Below are 17,542 nucleotides of genomic sequence, written 5' to 3' on the forward strand. Positions count from 1 at the left end.
TCCCGACGTCAGGGGGCGCAATGGGCAAGACCAAGGCGGAACTCGAAGCCGAGGTAGAGGACCTGACCGGACAGCTCGGCCGGGCACGCGACGAGGCCGACAAGGCGCGCAAGGCCGCCGAGGAGGCGGACACGGACGCCGCCTACCGCCGGGGCAGGGCGGACGCCGCGAACGAGGCGGCCGAAGAGGTCGCCCGGCTGACCGGCCGCACCGGGGGCGTCCTGACCCGCGCGATCAAGGCCAAAGGCGAGTAAAGCCCGCCCCGGCGCACACCCCCCGACCGGAGGACCGGCAGCGAATGCGCGTGATCGTCACCTGCGCTGGACACCAGCGGAAATGGGGCGGCTACCTCGGCGTCCCCTCCCACCTCGCACCGCTGGCGGACGGCACCCCCCTGCTCCACCGCACCCTCGCCCAGGCCGCCAGGATCAGCGAGGACGTCCACTACACGACACCGAGCCGCCCCGGCTACGAGCCCCCGGCCGGCCTCCAGGACCGGGTGACCCGCCACGTCCGCGACGAGGACCACCCCTCCGAGTACGCCTCCACCCGCGACCTGTGGTCCACCACGGGCCGCACGGTCCTCATGCTCGGCGACTGCTACTTCACCGACGCCGCGGCCGCCGTGATCGGCGCGACGGACCGCCGGGACTACATCGTGTTCGGCCGCAAGGGACCCTCCAAGGTCACGAATACCCCGTGGGGAGAGATCTTCGCCGTGTCGTGGTGGCCCGAGCATCACGAGCTCCTGGACCGCCACCTCGCCGCCATCGCCGAGGTCCCCCGGACCGGGGCGACCAAGCGGCCGGACGGGTGGCTGCTGCTCCGCTCCATCCAGGGCACGCCCCTCGGCCTGCACCGGGTGGTGCCGCGCCACTTCCACGAGATCGACGACGCCACCGACGACTTCGACTTCCCCGAGGACTACGACCGCCACCCGGCCACCCCGACCCCGGCCGCGCGATGACCGGCCGGGCGAGGGCAGGGGGGAGCATCTGCCCCGCGTGCCGCGTGTGCGCGGACCACGGGCTCCCGCACGTGTGCATCACCAGCGGGGACGACCTGTCGCCGGTGTTCGTCGAGCTGCCCGCCGACGCGCTCCAGCGGCTCCGTGAGGACCTGGAGGCGCATCCGGCCGCCCGGCCTGTTCTGCCGGGCGGCACGGTGCTGGAGGCGGCGGACTCGTCATGGTGCTTCTGCGGCGGGTGCCGGCGCGGGGGCCGGGTGGTAACCGCGCCAGCCACGCGCTCAGCGTCGCCAATCCGGACACGGCTCGTCTGAAGGCGTCCATGCCCTCCGACCGTAGGCGGCGGCTCACCGGGGGTTCCCCGGACCGGGGAACTGTGGATAACCCGGCCCGGTCATGCCGCGTCCGGTGCCGGGTGGCCGATGCGCATCGTCTCGCGGCGCGCCCACCGGTAGGGCGTGATGGGGTGCCTGGTGCGGGACCAGGTTTCGATCACGACCGCTTCCGGGGTCGCCTCGACCACTGTGCCCATGATCAGGGGCCCGCCGTTGGTGCCGGGCATGGACAGGATCTCGTCCCCGACCTCGGCCTGATGGAACTCCAGGACCTCCTTCCAGCGGTAGGTGCGGCCGTCCACCTCGGCCCAGTACCAGGTCGGGTAGGCGTCGTCCGGGCCGAGGAGGTGGCGCCTCCGCGCGGCCTCGTGCTGGCCCCAGGCGTCGCGCGGTACGCCGTGGCGGTCGAGGTGCTCCTGCAGCTCCCTGCGGGTTTCGCAGGCGGCGGCTCTGGAGGACGCGATCTCCGGGCCCGTTTCGAGAATCCACATCCGCGGACTCCTTTCAGATCGGATAGGTAGGAGATGGGGCGGCCGGGGGCCGCTCCATCTCGCAGGGGATGTTCGCTGGTGATCAGTTCCGCAGCTCGCCGGGGAAGATCCGGTAGGTCCGGCCCCGGTACTGGACGATCAGGAAGAGCTTGTACTCGCCGGAGTGGTCCTCGACGTCGAAGTCGATGATCTCGACCTTGCGCAGGCCCGGCCTGATCATCGCGTTCCACGTGCGGCCGATCAGCATCTCGGCCTGGTCGAGGATCACGGCCTCGCTGCGGCTCCAGGTCACGACCCCGTCGGCCGTGCGCCGGGTACCCGGCTCGTTCCGGGCATCCTCGACCGCTCGGCGCTCCTTCTCGGCCATCTCACGAGCGATCTTGTCCTGCACGCTGCCGTAGTCGTTGATCGCGTACCAGTCGGCTTCGAGCTGGATGTCGTGGATGGTGGCCATGTCTCTGTCTCCTTAGCGCTTTGCTGTTTGCTTATGTCTCTATTATAGGCCAACTTTAGGGACATAGCAAGCCGTGTGCGACCCGAGATGACAGAGCGCGGTGATGTCTGGCGCGGAGCCGCGCCCGCCGGTCGGTCAGGCCAGCTCCAGGCCCGCGTCCAGGCCGCACTGCGCGTGCGCGATCACCGAGTCGTCGCCCTTGGTGAACTCGCCCGCCTCCTCGATGGGGAACCCGTGGGCGTCGGTCTTGATCCGCTCGCCGCACAGCTCGCACGTTCTGTAGTCCTCGTCCATGTCGCCTTCCTCTGCTCGGTGGTCGGGACCCTGGGCCGGGGGCGTCGCGCCCCCGGCCCCTCGCTCGTCAGGCCAGGCGCAGCCCGGCGTCCAGTCCGCACTGGCCGTGCGCGACGATCGTCTTGCCGCCTCGGATGAAGTGGCCGATGTCGCCGCCGTCCGGCATCTCGTCCTCGTCCTGCTCGAACGGCTCCTCGCACAGTTCGCATTCGTCCATCTGGCTTCCGTTCCTCTCTGCGCTATTCTGACTCTATTCTAGGCCAAATATAGGGACATAACAAGCTGCGGGGCGTCCCGAGAGGACACCTGAACTGGCCGGACGCCTACCTCACGGCCGTGCGGTACAGACGCCACAGGAGCCGGAGCTGCTCCCGGCGCGGCCGCCCCGCCAGCGCGTACACCCTGAACGCGAACGCCGCGATCTCGGCCTCGCTCATGCCGTGCTCGTGCTGCGCGCACCCGTCGACGAAGCCGCGGACCTCAAGGCCGGCCCTGCTCCGCCCCACGGTGCGGATCTCGGCCTCGGCCTTCGCGCCCGCAGCCCACCAGCGGTACTCGGGCGTGCCGGACGGCGGGGGGTCGGTCGTCACGCGGCCATTGTGCAACGCGGCCCCCAGAGCGGCCGGGACGGCGCGCGGAGCCGTACAGTGCCCGGATGGACCCGACGCCCACCGCACCCGACCACCGCCAGGTCTACATCGAGTGCCCGCCGGAGTGGGGCCCGGGTCAGGCGCTGATCACCCGGCTGGAGCGGCTCGGCTACGACGTCGAGGACCACCGCGCGCTCGGCAGGGGCGAGCGATGGCTCACGCTCCGCTGAGAGGCCCGCTGCGGCCCTGGCGGTCGCTGGCCAGGGGATTCACTGCCCCGACCTGCCACGTGAAGAAGGGGGGCAACCTGAGGTTGCCCCCCTTCCGCGTGCGGCGCGGTGCCTGGGGCTCACTGGCCGGGAAGCCTGCGCGGCCGCTCACAGGCGCGCTGAGCGCCTCGTGAGCGGCCGCGGCTAGAACTCGGTGTAGAGGCGGGCGATCGCGGCGGCCAGGAGGCGCGCGAGGTCGGCGGTCTCGGGGTCCTCCTCGGCCATCTCCGCGAGGGGGTCGGGGCTGCCGGGGTAGGGCCGCACCTGGGGGGCGTCGGTGGTGATGTGGGTGACCTGGAGGCTGCCCCGGAGACCCCAGTTCCCGATCTCGGCGGGCTCGCCCCCGCCCCCGAAGGTGACCTTGACCCCGTGCTCGGGGTTCTCGGGCGGCGTCGGCGGCTCGGCGACGAGCGGGCCGTGAATGGCCCTGTCGAACGACTCCACCAGGTAGGTGCGCGGCTCGCCGGGGGCGGTGTGGAAGTAGGAGACCATGAGGTCGAGGAACAGCACCTCGATCATCTCGGAGAACGGTTCCATGCGTTTCCTCCTCGGGGGCTACTGTCGCTTATGCCTCTATTATAGGCCAATTTCAGGGACATAACAATCGAGTGGCGACCCCGCACGAACCACGAGAGCCCCTGCCGGTCAGCCCCGCAGCGTGACCGGCTCCTCGTCCGCGCACCCGCCCCCGACCCGGAACGAGCGCACCTCCGGCGACCCGCCCCGCAGCGACACGATCAGGTAGTGGACCCCCGGATCCCACGCCGCCCGCACGTCCTCCCGCGACGGGTACGCGCCGCCGCGCGGATGCGAGTGGTACACCACCACCGGATCCTCCCCGCGCGCGTCCATCTCCCGCCACACCGCGAGCTGCTCCTCCGGATCGAACCGGAACCGCCGCCGCCGGTCGCCGGACGCGTTGGCCATCGGCACATGCCGGACCGGCCTGCCGCTGCCGGCCGGGCCCGCGACGATCCCGCACGCCTCGAACGGGTGCTCGGAGCGGGCGTGCTCCACGATCGCGTCGAGCAGCCCGCCGGAGATCACGAGCCCCACGGGCGCCACCCGGACACGTAGCCGGGCCGGTCGTCGTAGGCCGACGCCAGCAGCCGCAGCTCCTCGCACGGCGAGACGGCCTGGCACGACCGGCACCGCCGCGAGCCGTCCGCGCGCTCCGGGCCCGGCGCGTGCCGCGCCGCGATCGCGCGCAGCGCGCGGATGATGCGCAGGGTCCGGTGCGGGTGCGCGAGCACCTGGCGCGCCTTCTGCGCGTCCGTGTCGAGCTGGTCCAGGTACCACGGGTAGAGCCCCTCCACCCCCGCACCTCCCGAGACGGCGAACGATGATCCATAATCGCCCGCCTGGGCGTCCGGGGCCGCGCACCTCGCCGGGCTCCGCACGGGTTCCCGCGACCCGCCCCGGCCGGAGCGGTCCGGCCGCTACGGTGCCGCCCGGGGGCGACCACCGGGGACCGCCGCCCGCACCGGAGGAGGAACCGTTGGTCATCGCCGTCTACCCCTCGGGGTCGATCAAGAAGGGCGTCGCGGACGAGAAGAAGGCGTGCTGGTCCGACACCGAGCGGGCCCAGGTCGCCGAGGGCGCCGCCCCGTCCGAGGTCGTCTTCTTCGAGAACGACGGCCCGCTGCCGGCCGGGATCAGCACGCGCGCGCAGTTCGGCCGGGACGTCTACCAGGTGGCCGCCTCGGACGTTGTGGTCGTCGACGCCAGGGAGCGGCGCGGCCTCGGCGTCGGGGTCGAGATGGCGGCCGCGGCCGCGTTCCGGGTCCCGATCCTCGTCGTCGCGCCCCGCAACACCAAGTACCGGGCCGACAGGCTGGCCTACCGGGGCACGGTCGTCGAGGACTACGTCCACCCGCACATCGCCGCGCTGGCCACGCTGATCGTGGACGACTTCCGAGAGGCGGGGCGTCGGCTCCTCCGGACAGCCCGGTCCAAGCCCCTCAACCCCGTGATGGGCATGCCGTCCTGGCTGGAGGGCGCCTACGGCGAGTACCGGGACCGGGTGCTCCCCGGCGACCCGCCCATGCTGGCGCTCCTGGACCGGCTCGGACGCCGCTGACACGACACCGCGCAGAAGGCGGCCCCCGGACGATCGGGGGCCGCCTCTCACTGTCTCAGAGCCCGCGCCGGAGCCGGACGCCGGTGAGGTAATCGTCCATGACCTTGTTGTGGCGCGCGTCGGCGAGGGCGTTGTGCTGGCCCTCTTCCTGCCTCGGGAGCTCGTCGACGCCGAGGCAGTGCATCTCCTGGCGGATGTCCCAGGTCCACATGGGCACGCCCTCGGGCATGTCCGCCATGCGGCCCCAGAGCTGCGCGAGCACGACGTGGTCGTAGGAGCCGTAGTAGGCGACCAGGACGGGGTCGGGGACGGCGGTGATGAACCGCTGGACCATGCGGGCGATCTGGGGCCGGGACCGGACGTCCGGGTGTGCGCGGTCGAGGTGGCCGGGGCCGCAGGCGCAGCGGACGCCCTTGGGGTGCTTGTAGGTGGGCAGGGACGGCCACACGTTCTCGACGAGCCAGGGGTTGGCGCGGACGGCGTTCTGGTCGAACTCGCTGGAGACGGCGTACAGCTCGCTGCCGTGCTCGGTGACCATGCCGATCGAGATGAGGTCGATCGGGGAGTCCGGGCCCTGCTCGTGGAACTCGGTGTCGTAGTAGATCTTGGTCATGCGGCCTCCGGTGCGGATCGCTTCCTTATGTCCTCAATTTTGGCCTACTGTGAGGGCATAGGTCAATCCGGGAGAGGACATCAAGCCGCGGGCCCGTCCTCGCGCGGCTCGACCGCGATGTGGTCGAGCTCCGAGACGCGGACCGCGACCGCGCCGCCGCTGATCGTGTGGACGAGGATCACCGTGCTGTCGGGCATCTCCAGGACCCGGCCCGCCGCCGCCACGGCGTCCTCCACCCCGACGTGTGACGGTTCGGGGCTGTCGGCGACTGCGCCGAGCTTGGTCACGTACTGGGTAACGACCCTCACCGGCGCGCCTCCCTCTCCCGCCGCAGGCGCCGCTGCGCGGCCAGCGCGCCCTGCACCGGTTCCGCCGGGACGGGCGCCTCGGCGTCCTGCCCCGGCTCCGGGTCTGGGGCAGGTGCGGGGGGCAGGCCGGCCCACTCGCGGAACCCGGCGGATTCCTCGATCGCCCGGACCACGGTGTCCGAGTGGGTCTGGCCGCCGCGTTTCATGGCCTCCAGGTAGGCGTGGGTCTCCTGCGTGAGCTTGATACCGGTCCGAGGGTCCGCCATGGAGGCATTGTCCATCGGTCAACGGACGGACCGAAACCCGAGACGGAGAGCGGATCATCCGCGTACTGTGGGCGACGGAACCGCAGGCGTCTCCTCCGACGCGGGCGGGTCCGCGCCTCCGGGGCCGGGCTTGGGATCGGCACAGCGCCCCGCGCGGACCCGCCCCGCCCGGACCGTGGCGATCACGGGAACCCCGCGGCCGTGAACGTACCGTTGACCCCATGCCGGACCCTTCCCAGGCACCCCTCGGCGGCGTCACGATCGACGCCAAAGCCATCTATGACCTGGCATACCGGGGTGTTCTCCAGAACGAGCAGATACTCGGGCAGCTCCGGGCCCAGCAGACCCAGATCGACCGGCACCAGCAGCGCCTCGACGAGATGGAAGGCCGGCTGCGGATGCAGGAGAGAACGACCATCACCCGCGCCGAGCTGGACAGCAAGAGCCGCAGGACGGTCGCGGCTGTCAGCGCGATCGTCGGCGCGGTAGGGGTTATGGTCACCCTGTTCTTCGGACTGATCAACCTCACAGGAGGATCATCATGACCTTCCCGACGCGCGCCTGCGAGGCGCCGTGATCAACGTCAGAGACCGGGGCGCCATCGGAGACGGCGTCGCCGACGACTCCGCGGCCTTCCAAGACGCCCTCACCGCAGGCGGCTGGATCTACGTGCCCCCCGGCGTGTACCTGCTGGCGACCCTGCCCCTCCGGATCCCGGCGCGGACCAGGCTGACCCTGGAGCCGGGCGCGGTCCTGCTCCGCGCCTCGCCGGAGGTCATGCTGACCAACACGCCGCCCGGCGGCTCCTCCTCCGGCGGGTACGGCGGGCCCGGCGGGATCCTGGTCGAGGGCGGCCTGTGGGACGTCAACGGGGTCGTGCGGACCGAGTACTCGGGGGCGCTCGCCTTCGCGCACGCCGAGGACATCACGGTCCGGGACGTCACCGTGCAGGACGTCCCCGGCTGGCACGCCGTCGAGTTCAACGCCTGCAAGAACACCCGCGTCCGCGACAGCCGCTTCATGGGGTTCTGGCACACCGGTGACCGGGGCGGCTCCGAGGCGGTCCAGTTCGACGCCGCCACGAGCACGACCGCCTACCCGTGGGGCGGCCCCTACGACGAGACCCCGTGCCAGGACGCGTCGGTCACGGGCTGCCTGGTCGGCCCCTCCGGCACGCCCGGCACGCAGTCCTGGCCGCGCGGCGTCGGTTCGCACAACTGCGGGGCCACCGCGCACAGCGGGATCCGCGTCGCCCGGAACGTGTTCGACCAGGTCACCGACTCCGGTGTCCGCACCTACAAGTGGTCAGAGTCGCTCATCGTCAACAACACGGTGAAAGCCTCACTTGGGGAGGGCATCGCGGTCCGGGACAGCACGTACCACACGGACGTGCTCGGCAACCAGGTGTTCGACTCGGGGCGGTCCGGGATCTGGGTGAACAACGGGTGCAGCCAGATCGGCATCCGGGGTAACACGGTCATCGGGTCCGGCAAGTCGGAGGACAGCGTCCACTACGGGATCCGGATCTCGAACACCTGCAACCTCGTGCAGATCACCGGGAACCGGGTTCGCCGCCGCTCGGTCGGGCCGCACGCCCGGTACGGGCTGTCGCTGACCAGCACCTGCGACCGGTGCCAGCGGTACGGGAACTACCTGGCCGCCTCCGGGAACCTCGGCGCCATCGAGGACGTCTCGACGAACGTGATCATCGCCGCGACCGACGCAGCCTGACGCCGCCTCCTCCCCGCCCCCCAGGCCGGAGGCCGAAATGCCCGTGTTCGGGGTCGACTACGCGTGGGGCCGCCCCGGCACCGCCGCCCTCAAACGGGCCGGAGCGGAGTTCGCGTGCCGCTACCTGTCCCACGACACGACCGGCAAGAATCTCACCCGCGCCGAGGCCGTCCGGCTGTCCGACGCCGGGATATGGCTGGTGGCCGTGTGGGAGACCACCGCCCGCAGACCGCTGGCTGGCCGCGCGGCCGGGGCCGACGACGCCCGGCACGCGGACGCGCAGGCGAAGGCGTGCGGGATGCCGCCCGGGCGGCCGATCTACTTCGCCGCCGACTGGGACGCCACCGCGGCGCAGCAGGACGAGATCCACGCCTACCTGGACGGCGCGGCCAGCGTGATCGGCGTGGAGCGGGTCGGTCTCTACGGCGGCTACTGGCCCGTGAAGCGCGCGTTCGACGCAAAGAAGATCACCTACGGGTGGCAGACCTACGCCTGGTCCGGTGGCCGCTGGGACGCCCGCGCGCACCTCCGCCAGTACTCCAACGACCACAGGATCGACGGCGTCGGCCTGGACTACGACCACGCCATGGCCAGCGACTACGGGCAGTGGCGCGTGGGCGTCGCGCCCGAGAAGGGGGACGAGGACATGCCGCCGCTGCGGACCAGCCTCAGCAAGAGCAAGGCGCAGGAGCTCGCCTGGGGCCAGTTCACGAACATCCGCTGGGACAGGGAGAACGCCGACCCCGGCGACGCCCACGCCGACGGCGACTACCCCGGATACGTGGCCCCCGACTCCTCCTGGGCTGACCTCGACGCCGTGATCCAGGTCCGCGGCCTCGCGCCGGGCGACCAGTACCAGCTCCGCTTCGAGGTCCACGACTGGGCGAAGGGCAAGTCGACCGGGTCGTGGTCGGAGTGCCGCTGCGACGCCCTCGCCACCTCCGGCGACCAGTACGTCACCGGCTCCATGCCGAAGTACCTGCGGAAGGGGCAGCACGTCTACGCGGCCGTCGCGGTGTTCCGCGCGGAGGGCAGCGCGCCCGACCGGCCCGCCCCCAGGGCGATCGGCGGCCGCTACACGATCCGGCAGGAGCGGGCCTGACCGCCCGGCGAGAGGAGGCGGCGGTGGACTTCGGATACGCGCTGGCCCGGCTCCGGGACGGCTCCCGCGTGGCGCGGGCGGGCTGGGACGCTCCGGGCCGGTGGGTGGTCCTGCAGCAGGGCTACCCGGACGGCATCGCGATCAACAGGAACACGGCCGAGGCGACGGGCCTGCCGCAGGGCACGATCTGCCGGTTCCGCCCGTACCTGATGCTGCACGACTCGGACGGGGCGTTCGTGCCGTGGCAGCCGACCATGGTCGATGTCCTGGCGGGGGACTGGCGGGTGCTTGCCGGCCAGGAGCCGTGAACCGGGCTGCGCGCCCCCGCGCGTCCCTCCCCCCGAGGGGGTGCGCGGGGGCGCGCTCTGTCCGGCGGGGCTGACGTGCGCTTTCTCCTCGCATGGTCTTCGTTTGTGGCCTAAACTGGAGCCATCCCCCTGGCCGTTCGACTCTGGAGATGATCAGCATGGGACGGCACCTGTCTGTGAGCCGTGGGACCCCCCGCCCCCGGCCGGTGCAGCTCACCCTGGACCAGGCGCTGCTGCCGCGTGCGTACGCGCGGCTGTACGCGCCGAGTGCGCGGCGGCGGCTGTGGGCGTTCTCGTACACGTGCCCGTCGTGCGGCGGCACCCACCTGGGGCGGTCCCGTGAGCTGGACGCGGTCAAGGGGACGCGGAAGGCCGGGTGCGGGAGGAAGGTCTGGCTGGAGGTCTCGTCGGTGGACCTCGAGGTGCGGGAGCCGGTGGGGGCGTGACGCGGGGCTGAGCTGGCCTGTGGGCCCCGTGCGGGGGGTGTCCGGGGGCTAGCTGGGGCTGGGGTCGGACGGACGGAGAGGGGGCAACCTCGGGTTGCCCCCTCTCCGTCGTGCGGGGGTCAGGCCGCCTCGCTGTCGCGGGCGGCGGTGGCGGCGGCCTCGATGCTGCGGGCGAGGACCGGCAGCCAGGGGGCCCGGAAGCCCGTCTGGGTGGTGCGCACCTTCTTCGCCTTCATGTCCTCGTGCAGGGCGCAGATCGCCATGACGAGCTGGGCGGCCCCCGTGTACGTGGTGGTGAGGTGGGCGTTGAAGCCGTTGCCGGCGCGCTTGACCGTGGCGGCCTCGATGTCGGCCAGCAGTCCGGCGTTCGCCTCGGGGTCCAGGCGGCGCGCGATGAAGGTCAGCGCGCGGTTGCCGATGCGCAGCTTGACGTTGTGCTCCTCGGCGGCCTGGGCAGTGGCCGCCTCGGTGGCCTGCTCGGCGGCCTCCTCGGCGAGGATGGCCGTGCAGTTGGCGCAGACCTTGTAGTCGGCCTTCTTGCCGGTGGCCGGGTGGGTGGCGTCGGCCTCGCAGGGGACGGTGCCGTCGGCGCGGAGCGGGTGCTTGCGCTGGCCGGACTTGGTGACGACGTACTCCATGGCGGTGTCCTCCTCGGACGTGGTGGTGGGCAGTTCGCGCCAGGTGAGGCGGTAACCGGCGTGCTGGTAGCCGCCCTTGCGGTAGGCGCTGCCGGGGACGCCCTGGGCCTCCAGCTCGTCGCGGAGCGTGTTCCAGTCGGAGAAGGTCTCCGTCCTGGTGGGGGTCTGGCCGACCCGCTCCGTGATGCTGAGTTCCCAGGTCATTGCGTTCTCCCGTGTGCGTTGCTTTGTTCTTATGTCCTTAAGTTTGGCCTATAATAGGGACGTAGTCAAGCGAGGACGCCCTAATCGGACGTCTTGGCCAAATGAGGCCACAATCGTTGACATAGGCTCTGTATTAGGCCAAACTTAGGGACATAACGAGGTGATGAGGAGGCGAGATGCGCACCGACCCCACGCTGACCGAGCGAGCCATCCGGCAGCACGGCTACCAGATGGGGGACCACCTGGACGGCACCGGGCCCGGCCGCTGCGCCCGCTGCGGACGCCGCAGTTCCGCGCACATGGGCCGGATCTGCCGCGCCAAGGTGCTGACCGCCCTCCGCGAGCTCGGCCGCACCCGGTACGCCCACAAGCCCCGGCTCGTGGCCCGCGCCGAGGAGCTGCTCGACAGCGGCGGGGTCGTGCTGCTCCGCGGCCGGATCTGCCGCACGGTCGGCAGCGACGGCGCGGTGTACCTGACGCACCCGCTCGGCTGCAACTGCCCCGCCGGACTGCGCTCGCGGCACCTCTGCCACCACCGCATCGCGGTGGACGCCTTCACCTCCACCCTGCCCGACCACCACGGCGACCGCGCGGCCGCCGCCTGACCACGAAAGGGAACCCCATGCGCCTCATGGACGCCAGCCACCTGCCCACCGGGACCCCCGTGAACACGCAGGGCGGCATCCGCGCCGCCTTCCAGCGGCTCGACACCCCCGAGGAGGCGCGCAGCCTCGGCTACACCCGGTGCGCCACCGTGACCCTCCCCAGCGGCGAGGACATGCGGGTCGCCCCCGCGAACCTCAGCCGCGCCCCCCGCCAGCCCGAGTTCACCGCCACCCGCCGCGACCTCCGGGGGGACACGCACACGATCACCGTCGAGCGGCTGCCCGAGGAGGTCGCCCCCCTCCGGGTCATGCCGCCGTTCAAGCCCGGCCGCCTCGTCATCGTCGAGCGCCGGGGAGGCCGCTTCGCGCGGATCTGGGCCACCGAGGACGACCTCTGGTCCGGGACCTCCATGGAGGTCTCCGCGCAGGCCATCGCCGACGAGATCGGCGCCCGCTACATCCCCTGACCCCGCACCCCTACCGATCCCCTACCGATCCCACCGAGAGGCGCCCCTCCGATGACGACCGAGCAGAACCCCAAGCTGGCCAAGATCCGCGCACTGCTGGCCAAGGCCGAGTCCACCGAGTTCCCCGAGGAGGCCGCGGAGCTCACCGCCAAGGCGGCCGAGCTGATGGCCAAGTACGGGATCGACCAGGCGATGATCCCAGAGGCCGACGCCGACGCCGACAAGATCACGGACCGGCACATCGAGTGCTGGGCGCCCTGGGCCCGCGAGAAGGTGCGGTTCCTCTGCGCCCTGGCCGTCGAGATGCGCTGCCGCGCCATCTGGATCACCAACGGCGGCGGCAAGGGCTGGTGCCTCGTCCACGTCTACGGCTACGAGTCCGACATCGAGCGCCTCGAACTGCTGTACACCTCCCTGCTCGTCCAGATGTCGCACGCCCTCGCGGCCGCCGAGCCGCGCGGGAAGAACAAGCGGACCTGGCAGCGGTCCTTCCTCTACGGCTACATCACCACCGTCGTCGCCAGGGTGTGGAGGGCCGAGTCCCGCGCGGCCGACGACGCCCAGAAGGCCAGCAGCGGGAAGGCCGAACTCGTCCTCGCCGACCGCGAGTCCATGGTGAACGCCCGCTTCCAGCAGGCCCACCCGGACGCGAAGCCGTACAAGGCCCGGTACTCCAGCGTGGGCATCCGCGAAGGGATGGAGGCCGGGAACCGCGCCGACATCGGCCAGAAGCGCACCGACTCCGGCGACCGGCACGCCCTCTCCGGAGGCTGAACCGACCACGGGCGCCCCGGCGGTCCGGCGGGGCGCCCCTCCCACCCGACCAGGTTCAACGACAGGAAGGACCACACCCCATGACCGCACCGGAACGGCTGACCCCGGTGATGCGCCAGGTCCTGGCCGACGCGCTACGCGCCCGCCCGGACGACGACCTCCGCGCCCCCGTCACCGGCAGGCCGGCCACCGTGAAGGCCCTCATCGCCCGCGGCCTCGCCATGCCGGACCAGACCGACGACGACGGCCCGCCGATCCTCACCCGGCAGGGCGTCACCGCCGCCGCGAAGGTCATCGACCCCGAGCGGCCGACCCTCCAGCCCGGCGACCTCGTCGTCTATCACGGCTCGATCGAGTTCGAGCACGACAACGAGTACATCGTGCTCCAGCCCTGGTTCGGCCGCTACAGGCTCGTCGACGCCGAGTACCACCGCTTCTACCTCGACCAGGCCCGGCGCACGTCGATCTCCTACACCGGACACCAGGTCGAGGTCCCCGAAATCTTCGCGGACAGCGGGGCAGGGGCGTCGTGAGCGGCACCCCGGACAGCGAGCCCCTGCCGGTCGAGGTGGAGGGCGAGGGCACGCGGGTGCGCTGCGCCTACCACGCGGGCGAGGGCCGCAGGAAGAGCACGGCGACCGCCGTCGACACCGCCGGGAGCTGCGCGTGCGTCGAGGTGTTCTGCAAGGCCGAGTCGGACGGGTTCCACGAGCACATCTACGAGGTCGGCCTCGGCGGGATCTTCACCCGCGCCCGTGTCGAGCACGGGCTGCACAGCTGGATGGACGAGTGGCAGGCCGACTACCCCGACCGGACCGCCTTCACGCTGACGCTGCCCCGCTCGACCCGCGACTTCCCGTCGCTGGAGGCCGCCTTCGCCCACCTCGGCATCCCCCGCTTCCCCGCACCCGCCTGCACCATCGACACCGAAGGAGAACGATCATGACCGTCACCCGCGAGGAGGCCGAGCAGGTCCTCGAAGCGATCAAGAAGCAGTACAAGCCGTACTGGCAGGACGATCTCGGCGACCCCTACGGCCCCGCGCCGGAGCTGTTCGAGGACTGGTCCTGGCGGGACCACTCCACCGCGTTCGCGGTGGTCTGGGAAGTGGGGCCGTTCGAGTGGGCGTACCGGGCCGGGTGCGGGGGCGTCGACCCGGAGCTGGTCGAGCTGTACGCCGCCGAGCTGGGCGGCACACGGGAGGGCCGCGCCAAGGCCCGCGAGCTGGCCCACAACGATCCCGTCCCGGTGCCGGCCGGGATCCGCCTGGAGCCCATCACCACCTTCGCGGTCGGGATCTACAAGGACTGACCGCTCCACCAGACCCGGAGGGGCGCGACACGCCTCTACGGGCGGGCACGGGCCTACCCGGATAAGTCCCTGGTGCAGGCCACTATTAGAGACAGATCAGAGGACAGGAGGTCACTGTGGACGCTGCGGAGATCCTCGCGCTGCCCCTGCGGGCGCGGCACGGAGAACTGAAGGTCGCGATGCGCACCTGGTCGGCGGAGCTCCAGGACCGCGCCGAGGAACTCGCGGCCCAGGACGCGACCACGAGGGAGATCGCCGAGGCCCTCGGCACGCCGCGAGAGGTCGTGCTGACGGGCGACGGCCGCCACGCGCACCTCGGCGAGGTGTGCGACGCGGCCAGGCACGCGCGGCTCATCCCCTACGAGCACTGGACCGCCGAGGGGCTCGTCAGCCGCGGCTTCGTCTGCCACCAGACGTTCTGCCGCCGCGTCGTGCCGACCGTCGAGCCCGCCAGCGAGCACGCCTGAGAGGAGGCCCCGCCGTGCCGCACTACCACGTCGTGATCGAGGGCGCGGTGACCTGCGTCGCCGAGCTGGAGACGGCCACGGACGCGTACCGCGCCGCGATCGCGGCGTGGCAGGCGGGAAGGCCGGCCTGCCGCTACGACGGGACCCCGTACGGCGAGTGCGCCGAGCACCCGGCCGCCGCCGTGCGGGACCACCCGTGCCAGGCGTGCGAGGACCGGCGGAGCGCCCTGGAGGCGCTCAACCACCTGGCCGACCGGCCCCTGCCGGGCGGCCACTACTTCCGGGCCGGGCGGAGCATCTACCGCCTGGCCCGCCAGAAGACCCCCTACACCGACTGCTACAGGGCCGGAGGCAGCCCATGACCGAGAACGACACCACCCCCCACGGGACACCCCGCCGCGCCACCGTGCGCGAGGTGGCCGACAAGCTCCTGGACTCGCTGCTCGCGTTGCAGCGCTCCGAGGACCCGGCCTTCACCTCGGACGGCCGGACCGGGGACGGCACCTACCCCTACGGGGCGGTCGCGGACGCCTACCGGTCCGCGCTGGCCCGCATCCCCGGCATCGCGGCCCGGGACGTCTGGGACATCTACAAGCGGACCGTGCACGGCGGGGAGCCCCTCGCCGAGGTCCTGGAGGCCGTGATCGCGGCGTGGTTCGGGCCGCCGCCACCGTCCGGGGACCGCGCGCGGGACGCCGTGTTCGCCGAGGTCCGCGCGGAAGGCGGGACCGTGGTCCGCGCGTCCGGCTACATCACCCAGGACGGGCGGCGGCTCCTGGAGCTGGGCATCGACCACCCCGCGATCTCCGTCCCCGTCTACGCCTACCTCGCCCCGGAGCAGGCCCGGCCGCTCCACGCCGGGGCGGGCGCGTGGCTGCGGGCCCACGACCCGGCGCACGCGGAGCCGATCGGCTTCGAGGCCCTGTCGGCGTCGTTCGACCGCATCGGCGAGGCGATCGACGAGTGGCTGGCGGGCCGGGCCACCGACAAGGAGACCCTGGACAAGGTGGTCGAGCAGGTCGGCGAGCATGAGCCGCCGCTCGGGCCGGACCGCTCGTAGCCGGCCGCATTGACTCCTGCGGGGGCTCGGGGACTCCATCCCCCTTGCACCCTGGGCTCCCGCAGGTCTGCCGCGAGGGGCGCTCCTGGAGCCTGGAGGGCGGCCCCGGCACGCCGGGGACCACGCGCGGGGGCCGCCCGGCACATGGCGAGTGGCATCCGCATGATCGCACACGGTGGCCGGGACACGCCGCGTGGAAGACGCCGGGATGTCCTGGTAGCTACCCTGGTCGGGCGAGGTGCGCATCTCTCCATTGGACTGGACCGGATGCGCGGAGGCCCCCGCCACCTGGGGGGTGGCGGGGGCCTTCCTCTAGCGGATCAGGCGGTGTGGAGCTCGCCGTTCTTGAGCTTGCCGGTGAAGGCTCGCCACGCGTCGGGGCTGAACGTCAGCGCCGGGCCCTCGGGGTCGACGCTGTCGCGGACGGCCACGACGGCGGGGATGTTGGTGGCCACCTCGACGCAGGTGTTGTTGGCGTCGCCGCTGTGCGAGCTCTTGCGGAAGCGGGCCTGGGACAGGTCGATCTCGTTCATGGACTGGACCTTTGCTGTTCGGCAGTGGCTTCGATGAGTGCCACTGACTCCTGCGGGTCGAGCGCCAACTCGCGAAGGCGCTCAAATGCGACATTACATCGCGTCACCAGATGAGGGGCTTCGAGATACACGACCCCGTGGAAGCCCTCCGTGTAGGCGACATCCGGGTCTGCTGGCTCGGCGTAGCGCAGCAGGATGAAGGCCCCGTCGAGGCCGATGTGCTCGCCCGACCCGGTCGGGAGGACCTGGATGGTGACGTTCGGGCGGTCGGCCTCTCGGGCGAGGCGGTGGAGCTGGTCTGCGAGGACGTCCGCGCCGCCGACCTTCCGGTGGAGCACGGACTCGTCGAGGATGACGTGGAGGTCCGGCGGGTTCTCGCGCCGGGTGACGATGGTCTGCCTGGCCATGCGCGCCATGAGGCGGCGCTCGATCTCCTTCTCGCTGGTGCCGTCGAGGTTCCCGGTTTCGAGGAGGGCGCGGGCGTAGTCCTGTGTCTGGAGCAGGCCGGGGACGACCTGGGGCGCCCAGTCGCAGATCTCGGCGGCCTCGTCCTCCAGTGCGACGTACGGGCTGGAGAGGACGTCGGAGTAGTCGGTCCACCAGCCGCGCTGCTCCGCGCGCTCGGCGAGGTCGAGGATCGCTTCGCGTTCGGGCGTGACGACGCCGTAGAGGTCGAGCAGGAGGGCGACGTCAGCCGGGCTGGCCTTGTTGCGGCCTGTCTCCAGGTGGCCCACCTTCTGCTGCGACCAGCCGAGCTGGGCCGCGGCGAGTTCCTGGCTGAGCTTGGCGCGGGTGCGGAAGTCGCGGAGCCAGCGGGCCAGTCGGCGTGCTCTCACGGACGGCACGTAGCTGGGTGTCTTGGGCGGCATCGGTTCAGTCTCACGAGGTTGGGTCGCGTGGCAGGTGTTTGGCCTAACCCGGCCACAATCTTCGTAGTTACTACTTGTCTCGCGTAGTAACTACGAGGAAGATAGTAGCACTACCGGCCTACCTCACTGATAGTGATCAAATGCCAGCTTCCCCGCATGAGCACACGGTGACACAACAGCGCTACTCGCGGTGCGTGTATTGCGCGATTCGGAATGTGTCGCGTGAGTGTCGGCGGTCATGTCGCCGCATTCCGGCGGGTACGGGTTCCGAATCGGGTCCCGGCCTACCGGGTGCCGCCGTCGGCCGCCGCGAGGCTTCGCCGTGGTGCGGTCCGCTCGCCGGGCGGTGGGGGTGCCGAT

The 17,542-nt window shown here is 71.7% G+C and carries 32 protein-coding genes; 18 read left to right on the forward strand and 14 right to left on the reverse strand.

Annotation, left to right across the window (positions count from 1 at the left end):
- Nucleotides 1-20 precede the first annotated feature (20 nt).
- Both K4S16_RS39855 and K4S16_RS39860 read left to right on the forward strand, forming a co-directional pair.
- The gene (locus tag K4S16_RS39855) at nt 21-254 is read left to right on the forward strand and encodes a hypothetical protein (protein ID WP_149264303.1); all 234 of its coding nucleotides are present in this window, start codon (nt 21-23) and stop codon (nt 252-254) included.
- A gap of 44 nt (nt 255-298) precedes the next feature.
- Nucleotides 299-967 carry a hypothetical protein gene (locus K4S16_RS39860; RefSeq protein ID WP_149264304.1) on the forward strand — a complete coding sequence of 223 codons (669 nt, stop codon included), beginning with the start codon at nt 299-301 and terminating at the stop codon, nt 965-967.
- A gap of 394 nt (nt 968-1,361) precedes the next feature.
- Here K4S16_RS39860 and K4S16_RS39865 read toward each other — a convergent pair whose 3' ends face one another.
- From K4S16_RS39865 to K4S16_RS39875, 5 genes are all read right to left on the reverse strand, one after another.
- Complete coding sequence (locus K4S16_RS39865; RefSeq protein ID WP_149264305.1) at nt 1,362-1,793, reverse strand: preprotein translocase subunit YajC; 432 nt, start codon at nt 1,791-1,793, stop codon at nt 1,362-1,364.
- 82 nt (nt 1,794-1,875) lie between these two features.
- On the reverse strand, nt 1,876-2,247 hold the full coding sequence (locus K4S16_RS39870) for a hypothetical protein (RefSeq protein ID WP_149264306.1): 372 nt from the start codon (nt 2,245-2,247) through the stop codon (nt 1,876-1,878).
- A gap of 135 nt (nt 2,248-2,382) precedes the next feature.
- Complete coding sequence (locus K4S16_RS44740) at nt 2,383-2,541, reverse strand: hypothetical protein (RefSeq protein WP_160161187.1); 159 nt, start codon at nt 2,539-2,541, stop codon at nt 2,383-2,385.
- Between the two features lie 67 nt (nt 2,542-2,608).
- On the reverse strand, nt 2,609-2,758 hold the full coding sequence (locus K4S16_RS44745) for a hypothetical protein (RefSeq protein WP_160161188.1): 150 nt from the start codon (nt 2,756-2,758) through the stop codon (nt 2,609-2,611).
- A gap of 106 nt (nt 2,759-2,864) precedes the next feature.
- Nucleotides 2,865-3,131, reverse strand: a complete 267-nt coding sequence (locus K4S16_RS39875) for a hypothetical protein (RefSeq protein WP_149264307.1) — start codon at nt 3,129-3,131, stop codon at nt 2,865-2,867.
- A 65-nt stretch (nt 3,132-3,196) separates the two neighbouring features.
- Here K4S16_RS39875 and K4S16_RS44750 point away from each other — a divergent pair, with 65 nt between their 5' ends.
- Nucleotides 3,197-3,361, forward strand: coding sequence for a hypothetical protein (locus K4S16_RS44750; RefSeq protein ID WP_160161189.1), 165 nt, complete (start codon nt 3,197-3,199; stop codon nt 3,359-3,361).
- Between the two features lie 183 nt (nt 3,362-3,544).
- On the opposite strand, the gene K4S16_RS39880 is transcribed toward K4S16_RS44750, so the two are convergent.
- From K4S16_RS39880 to K4S16_RS46160, 3 genes are all read right to left on the reverse strand, one after another.
- The gene (locus K4S16_RS39880; protein ID WP_149264308.1) at nt 3,545-3,937 is read right to left on the reverse strand and encodes a hypothetical protein; all 393 of its coding nucleotides are present in this window, start codon (nt 3,935-3,937) and stop codon (nt 3,545-3,547) included.
- Between the two features lie 108 nt (nt 3,938-4,045).
- Nucleotides 4,046-4,456: a Mov34/MPN/PAD-1 family protein gene (locus K4S16_RS46155; protein ID WP_235037378.1), complete on the reverse strand. Its 411-nt coding sequence runs from the start codon at nt 4,454-4,456 to the stop codon at nt 4,046-4,048.
- Nucleotides 4,444-4,716: a DUF6221 family protein gene (locus tag K4S16_RS46160; protein WP_235037379.1), complete on the reverse strand. Its 273-nt coding sequence runs from the start codon at nt 4,714-4,716 to the stop codon at nt 4,444-4,446. Before K4S16_RS46160 ends, K4S16_RS46155 begins: the two co-directional genes overlap by 13 nt.
- Before the next feature lie 182 nt (nt 4,717-4,898).
- Here K4S16_RS46160 and K4S16_RS39890 point away from each other — a divergent pair, with 182 nt between their 5' ends.
- Nucleotides 4,899-5,480: a hypothetical protein gene (locus tag K4S16_RS39890; RefSeq protein ID WP_149264310.1), complete on the forward strand. Its 582-nt coding sequence runs from the start codon at nt 4,899-4,901 to the stop codon at nt 5,478-5,480.
- A 55-nt stretch (nt 5,481-5,535) separates the two neighbouring features.
- On the opposite strand, the gene K4S16_RS39895 is transcribed toward K4S16_RS39890, so the two are convergent.
- From K4S16_RS39895 to K4S16_RS39905, 3 genes are all read right to left on the reverse strand, one after another.
- The gene (locus K4S16_RS39895; RefSeq protein WP_149264311.1) at nt 5,536-6,093 is read right to left on the reverse strand and encodes a 3'-5' exoribonuclease; all 558 of its coding nucleotides are present in this window, start codon (nt 6,091-6,093) and stop codon (nt 5,536-5,538) included.
- An 80-nt stretch (nt 6,094-6,173) separates the two neighbouring features.
- Nucleotides 6,174-6,401, reverse strand: coding sequence for a hypothetical protein (locus tag K4S16_RS39900; RefSeq protein ID WP_149264312.1), 228 nt, complete (start codon nt 6,399-6,401; stop codon nt 6,174-6,176).
- Entirely contained in the window at nt 6,398-6,667 is a 270-nt protein-coding gene (locus K4S16_RS39905; RefSeq protein WP_149264313.1) for a hypothetical protein, read from the reverse strand. Before K4S16_RS39905 ends, K4S16_RS39900 begins: the two co-directional genes overlap by 4 nt.
- A gap of 221 nt (nt 6,668-6,888) precedes the next feature.
- Between K4S16_RS39905 and K4S16_RS39910 the strand changes: the two genes are divergently transcribed.
- From K4S16_RS39910 to K4S16_RS39930, 5 genes are all read left to right on the forward strand, one after another.
- Nucleotides 6,889-7,212: a hypothetical protein gene (locus K4S16_RS39910; protein ID WP_149264314.1), complete on the forward strand. Its 324-nt coding sequence runs from the start codon at nt 6,889-6,891 to the stop codon at nt 7,210-7,212.
- A gap of 28 nt (nt 7,213-7,240) precedes the next feature.
- On the forward strand, nt 7,241-8,398 hold the full coding sequence (locus K4S16_RS39915; RefSeq protein ID WP_149264315.1) for a right-handed parallel beta-helix repeat-containing protein: 1,158 nt from the start codon (nt 7,241-7,243) through the stop codon (nt 8,396-8,398).
- A 37-nt stretch (nt 8,399-8,435) separates the two neighbouring features.
- The gene (locus tag K4S16_RS39920) at nt 8,436-9,500 is read left to right on the forward strand and encodes a glycoside hydrolase domain-containing protein (protein ID WP_149264316.1); all 1,065 of its coding nucleotides are present in this window, start codon (nt 8,436-8,438) and stop codon (nt 9,498-9,500) included.
- 23 nt (nt 9,501-9,523) lie between these two features.
- Entirely contained in the window at nt 9,524-9,808 is a 285-nt protein-coding gene (locus K4S16_RS39925; RefSeq protein ID WP_149264317.1) for a DUF2829 domain-containing protein, read from the forward strand.
- A 149-nt stretch (nt 9,809-9,957) separates the two neighbouring features.
- Complete coding sequence (locus tag K4S16_RS39930; RefSeq protein ID WP_160161190.1) at nt 9,958-10,254, forward strand: hypothetical protein; 297 nt, start codon at nt 9,958-9,960, stop codon at nt 10,252-10,254.
- A 119-nt stretch (nt 10,255-10,373) separates the two neighbouring features.
- Here K4S16_RS39930 and K4S16_RS39935 read toward each other — a convergent pair whose 3' ends face one another.
- The gene (locus tag K4S16_RS39935) at nt 10,374-11,096 is read right to left on the reverse strand and encodes a hypothetical protein (protein WP_149264319.1); all 723 of its coding nucleotides are present in this window, start codon (nt 11,094-11,096) and stop codon (nt 10,374-10,376) included.
- A gap of 176 nt (nt 11,097-11,272) precedes the next feature.
- Between K4S16_RS39935 and K4S16_RS39940 the strand changes: the two genes are divergently transcribed.
- From K4S16_RS39940 to K4S16_RS39980, 9 genes are all read left to right on the forward strand, one after another.
- A complete protein-coding gene (locus tag K4S16_RS39940; protein WP_149264320.1) occupies nt 11,273-11,701 on the forward strand; it encodes a hypothetical protein in 429 nt (142 codons plus the stop codon).
- 26 nt (nt 11,702-11,727) lie between these two features.
- Nucleotides 11,728-12,168 carry a hypothetical protein gene (locus K4S16_RS39945; RefSeq protein ID WP_160161191.1) on the forward strand — a complete coding sequence of 147 codons (441 nt, stop codon included), beginning with the start codon at nt 11,728-11,730 and terminating at the stop codon, nt 12,166-12,168.
- Nucleotides 12,169-12,219: 51 nt separating this feature from the next.
- Nucleotides 12,220-12,942, forward strand: coding sequence for a DUF2786 domain-containing protein (locus tag K4S16_RS39950; RefSeq protein WP_149264322.1), 723 nt, complete (start codon nt 12,220-12,222; stop codon nt 12,940-12,942).
- Nucleotides 12,943-13,022: 80 nt separating this feature from the next.
- Nucleotides 13,023-13,475 carry a hypothetical protein gene (locus K4S16_RS39955; protein ID WP_149264323.1) on the forward strand — a complete coding sequence of 151 codons (453 nt, stop codon included), beginning with the start codon at nt 13,023-13,025 and terminating at the stop codon, nt 13,473-13,475.
- Complete coding sequence (locus tag K4S16_RS39960; protein WP_149264324.1) at nt 13,472-13,888, forward strand: hypothetical protein; 417 nt, start codon at nt 13,472-13,474, stop codon at nt 13,886-13,888. Before K4S16_RS39955 ends, K4S16_RS39960 begins: the two co-directional genes overlap by 4 nt.
- A complete protein-coding gene (locus K4S16_RS39965) occupies nt 13,885-14,253 on the forward strand; it encodes a hypothetical protein (protein WP_149264325.1) in 369 nt (122 codons plus the stop codon). Before K4S16_RS39960 ends, K4S16_RS39965 begins: the two co-directional genes overlap by 4 nt.
- Nucleotides 14,254-14,369: 116 nt before the next feature.
- A complete protein-coding gene (locus K4S16_RS39970; protein ID WP_149264326.1) occupies nt 14,370-14,720 on the forward strand; it encodes a hypothetical protein in 351 nt (116 codons plus the stop codon).
- A 14-nt stretch (nt 14,721-14,734) separates the two neighbouring features.
- Complete coding sequence (locus tag K4S16_RS39975) at nt 14,735-15,082, forward strand: hypothetical protein (RefSeq protein WP_149264327.1); 348 nt, start codon at nt 14,735-14,737, stop codon at nt 15,080-15,082.
- Nucleotides 15,079-15,780, forward strand: a complete 702-nt coding sequence (locus K4S16_RS39980; protein WP_149264328.1) for a hypothetical protein — start codon at nt 15,079-15,081, stop codon at nt 15,778-15,780. Before K4S16_RS39975 ends, K4S16_RS39980 begins: the two co-directional genes overlap by 4 nt.
- A 320-nt stretch (nt 15,781-16,100) precedes the next feature.
- On the opposite strand, the gene K4S16_RS39985 is transcribed toward K4S16_RS39980, so the two are convergent.
- Nucleotides 16,101-16,313, reverse strand: a complete 213-nt coding sequence (locus tag K4S16_RS39985) for a DUF397 domain-containing protein (RefSeq protein WP_235037380.1) — start codon at nt 16,311-16,313, stop codon at nt 16,101-16,103.
- Entirely contained in the window at nt 16,310-17,149 is an 840-nt protein-coding gene (locus K4S16_RS39990; protein WP_160161192.1) for a helix-turn-helix transcriptional regulator, read from the reverse strand. Before K4S16_RS39990 ends, K4S16_RS39985 begins: the two co-directional genes overlap by 4 nt.
- Between the last annotated feature and the right edge of the window lie 393 nt (nt 17,150-17,542).

Source organism: Actinomadura sp. K4S16 (assembly GCF_008327685.1).
In the GTDB taxonomy this organism is placed as follows: Bacteria; Actinomycetota; Actinomycetes; order Streptosporangiales; family Streptosporangiaceae; genus Spirillospora.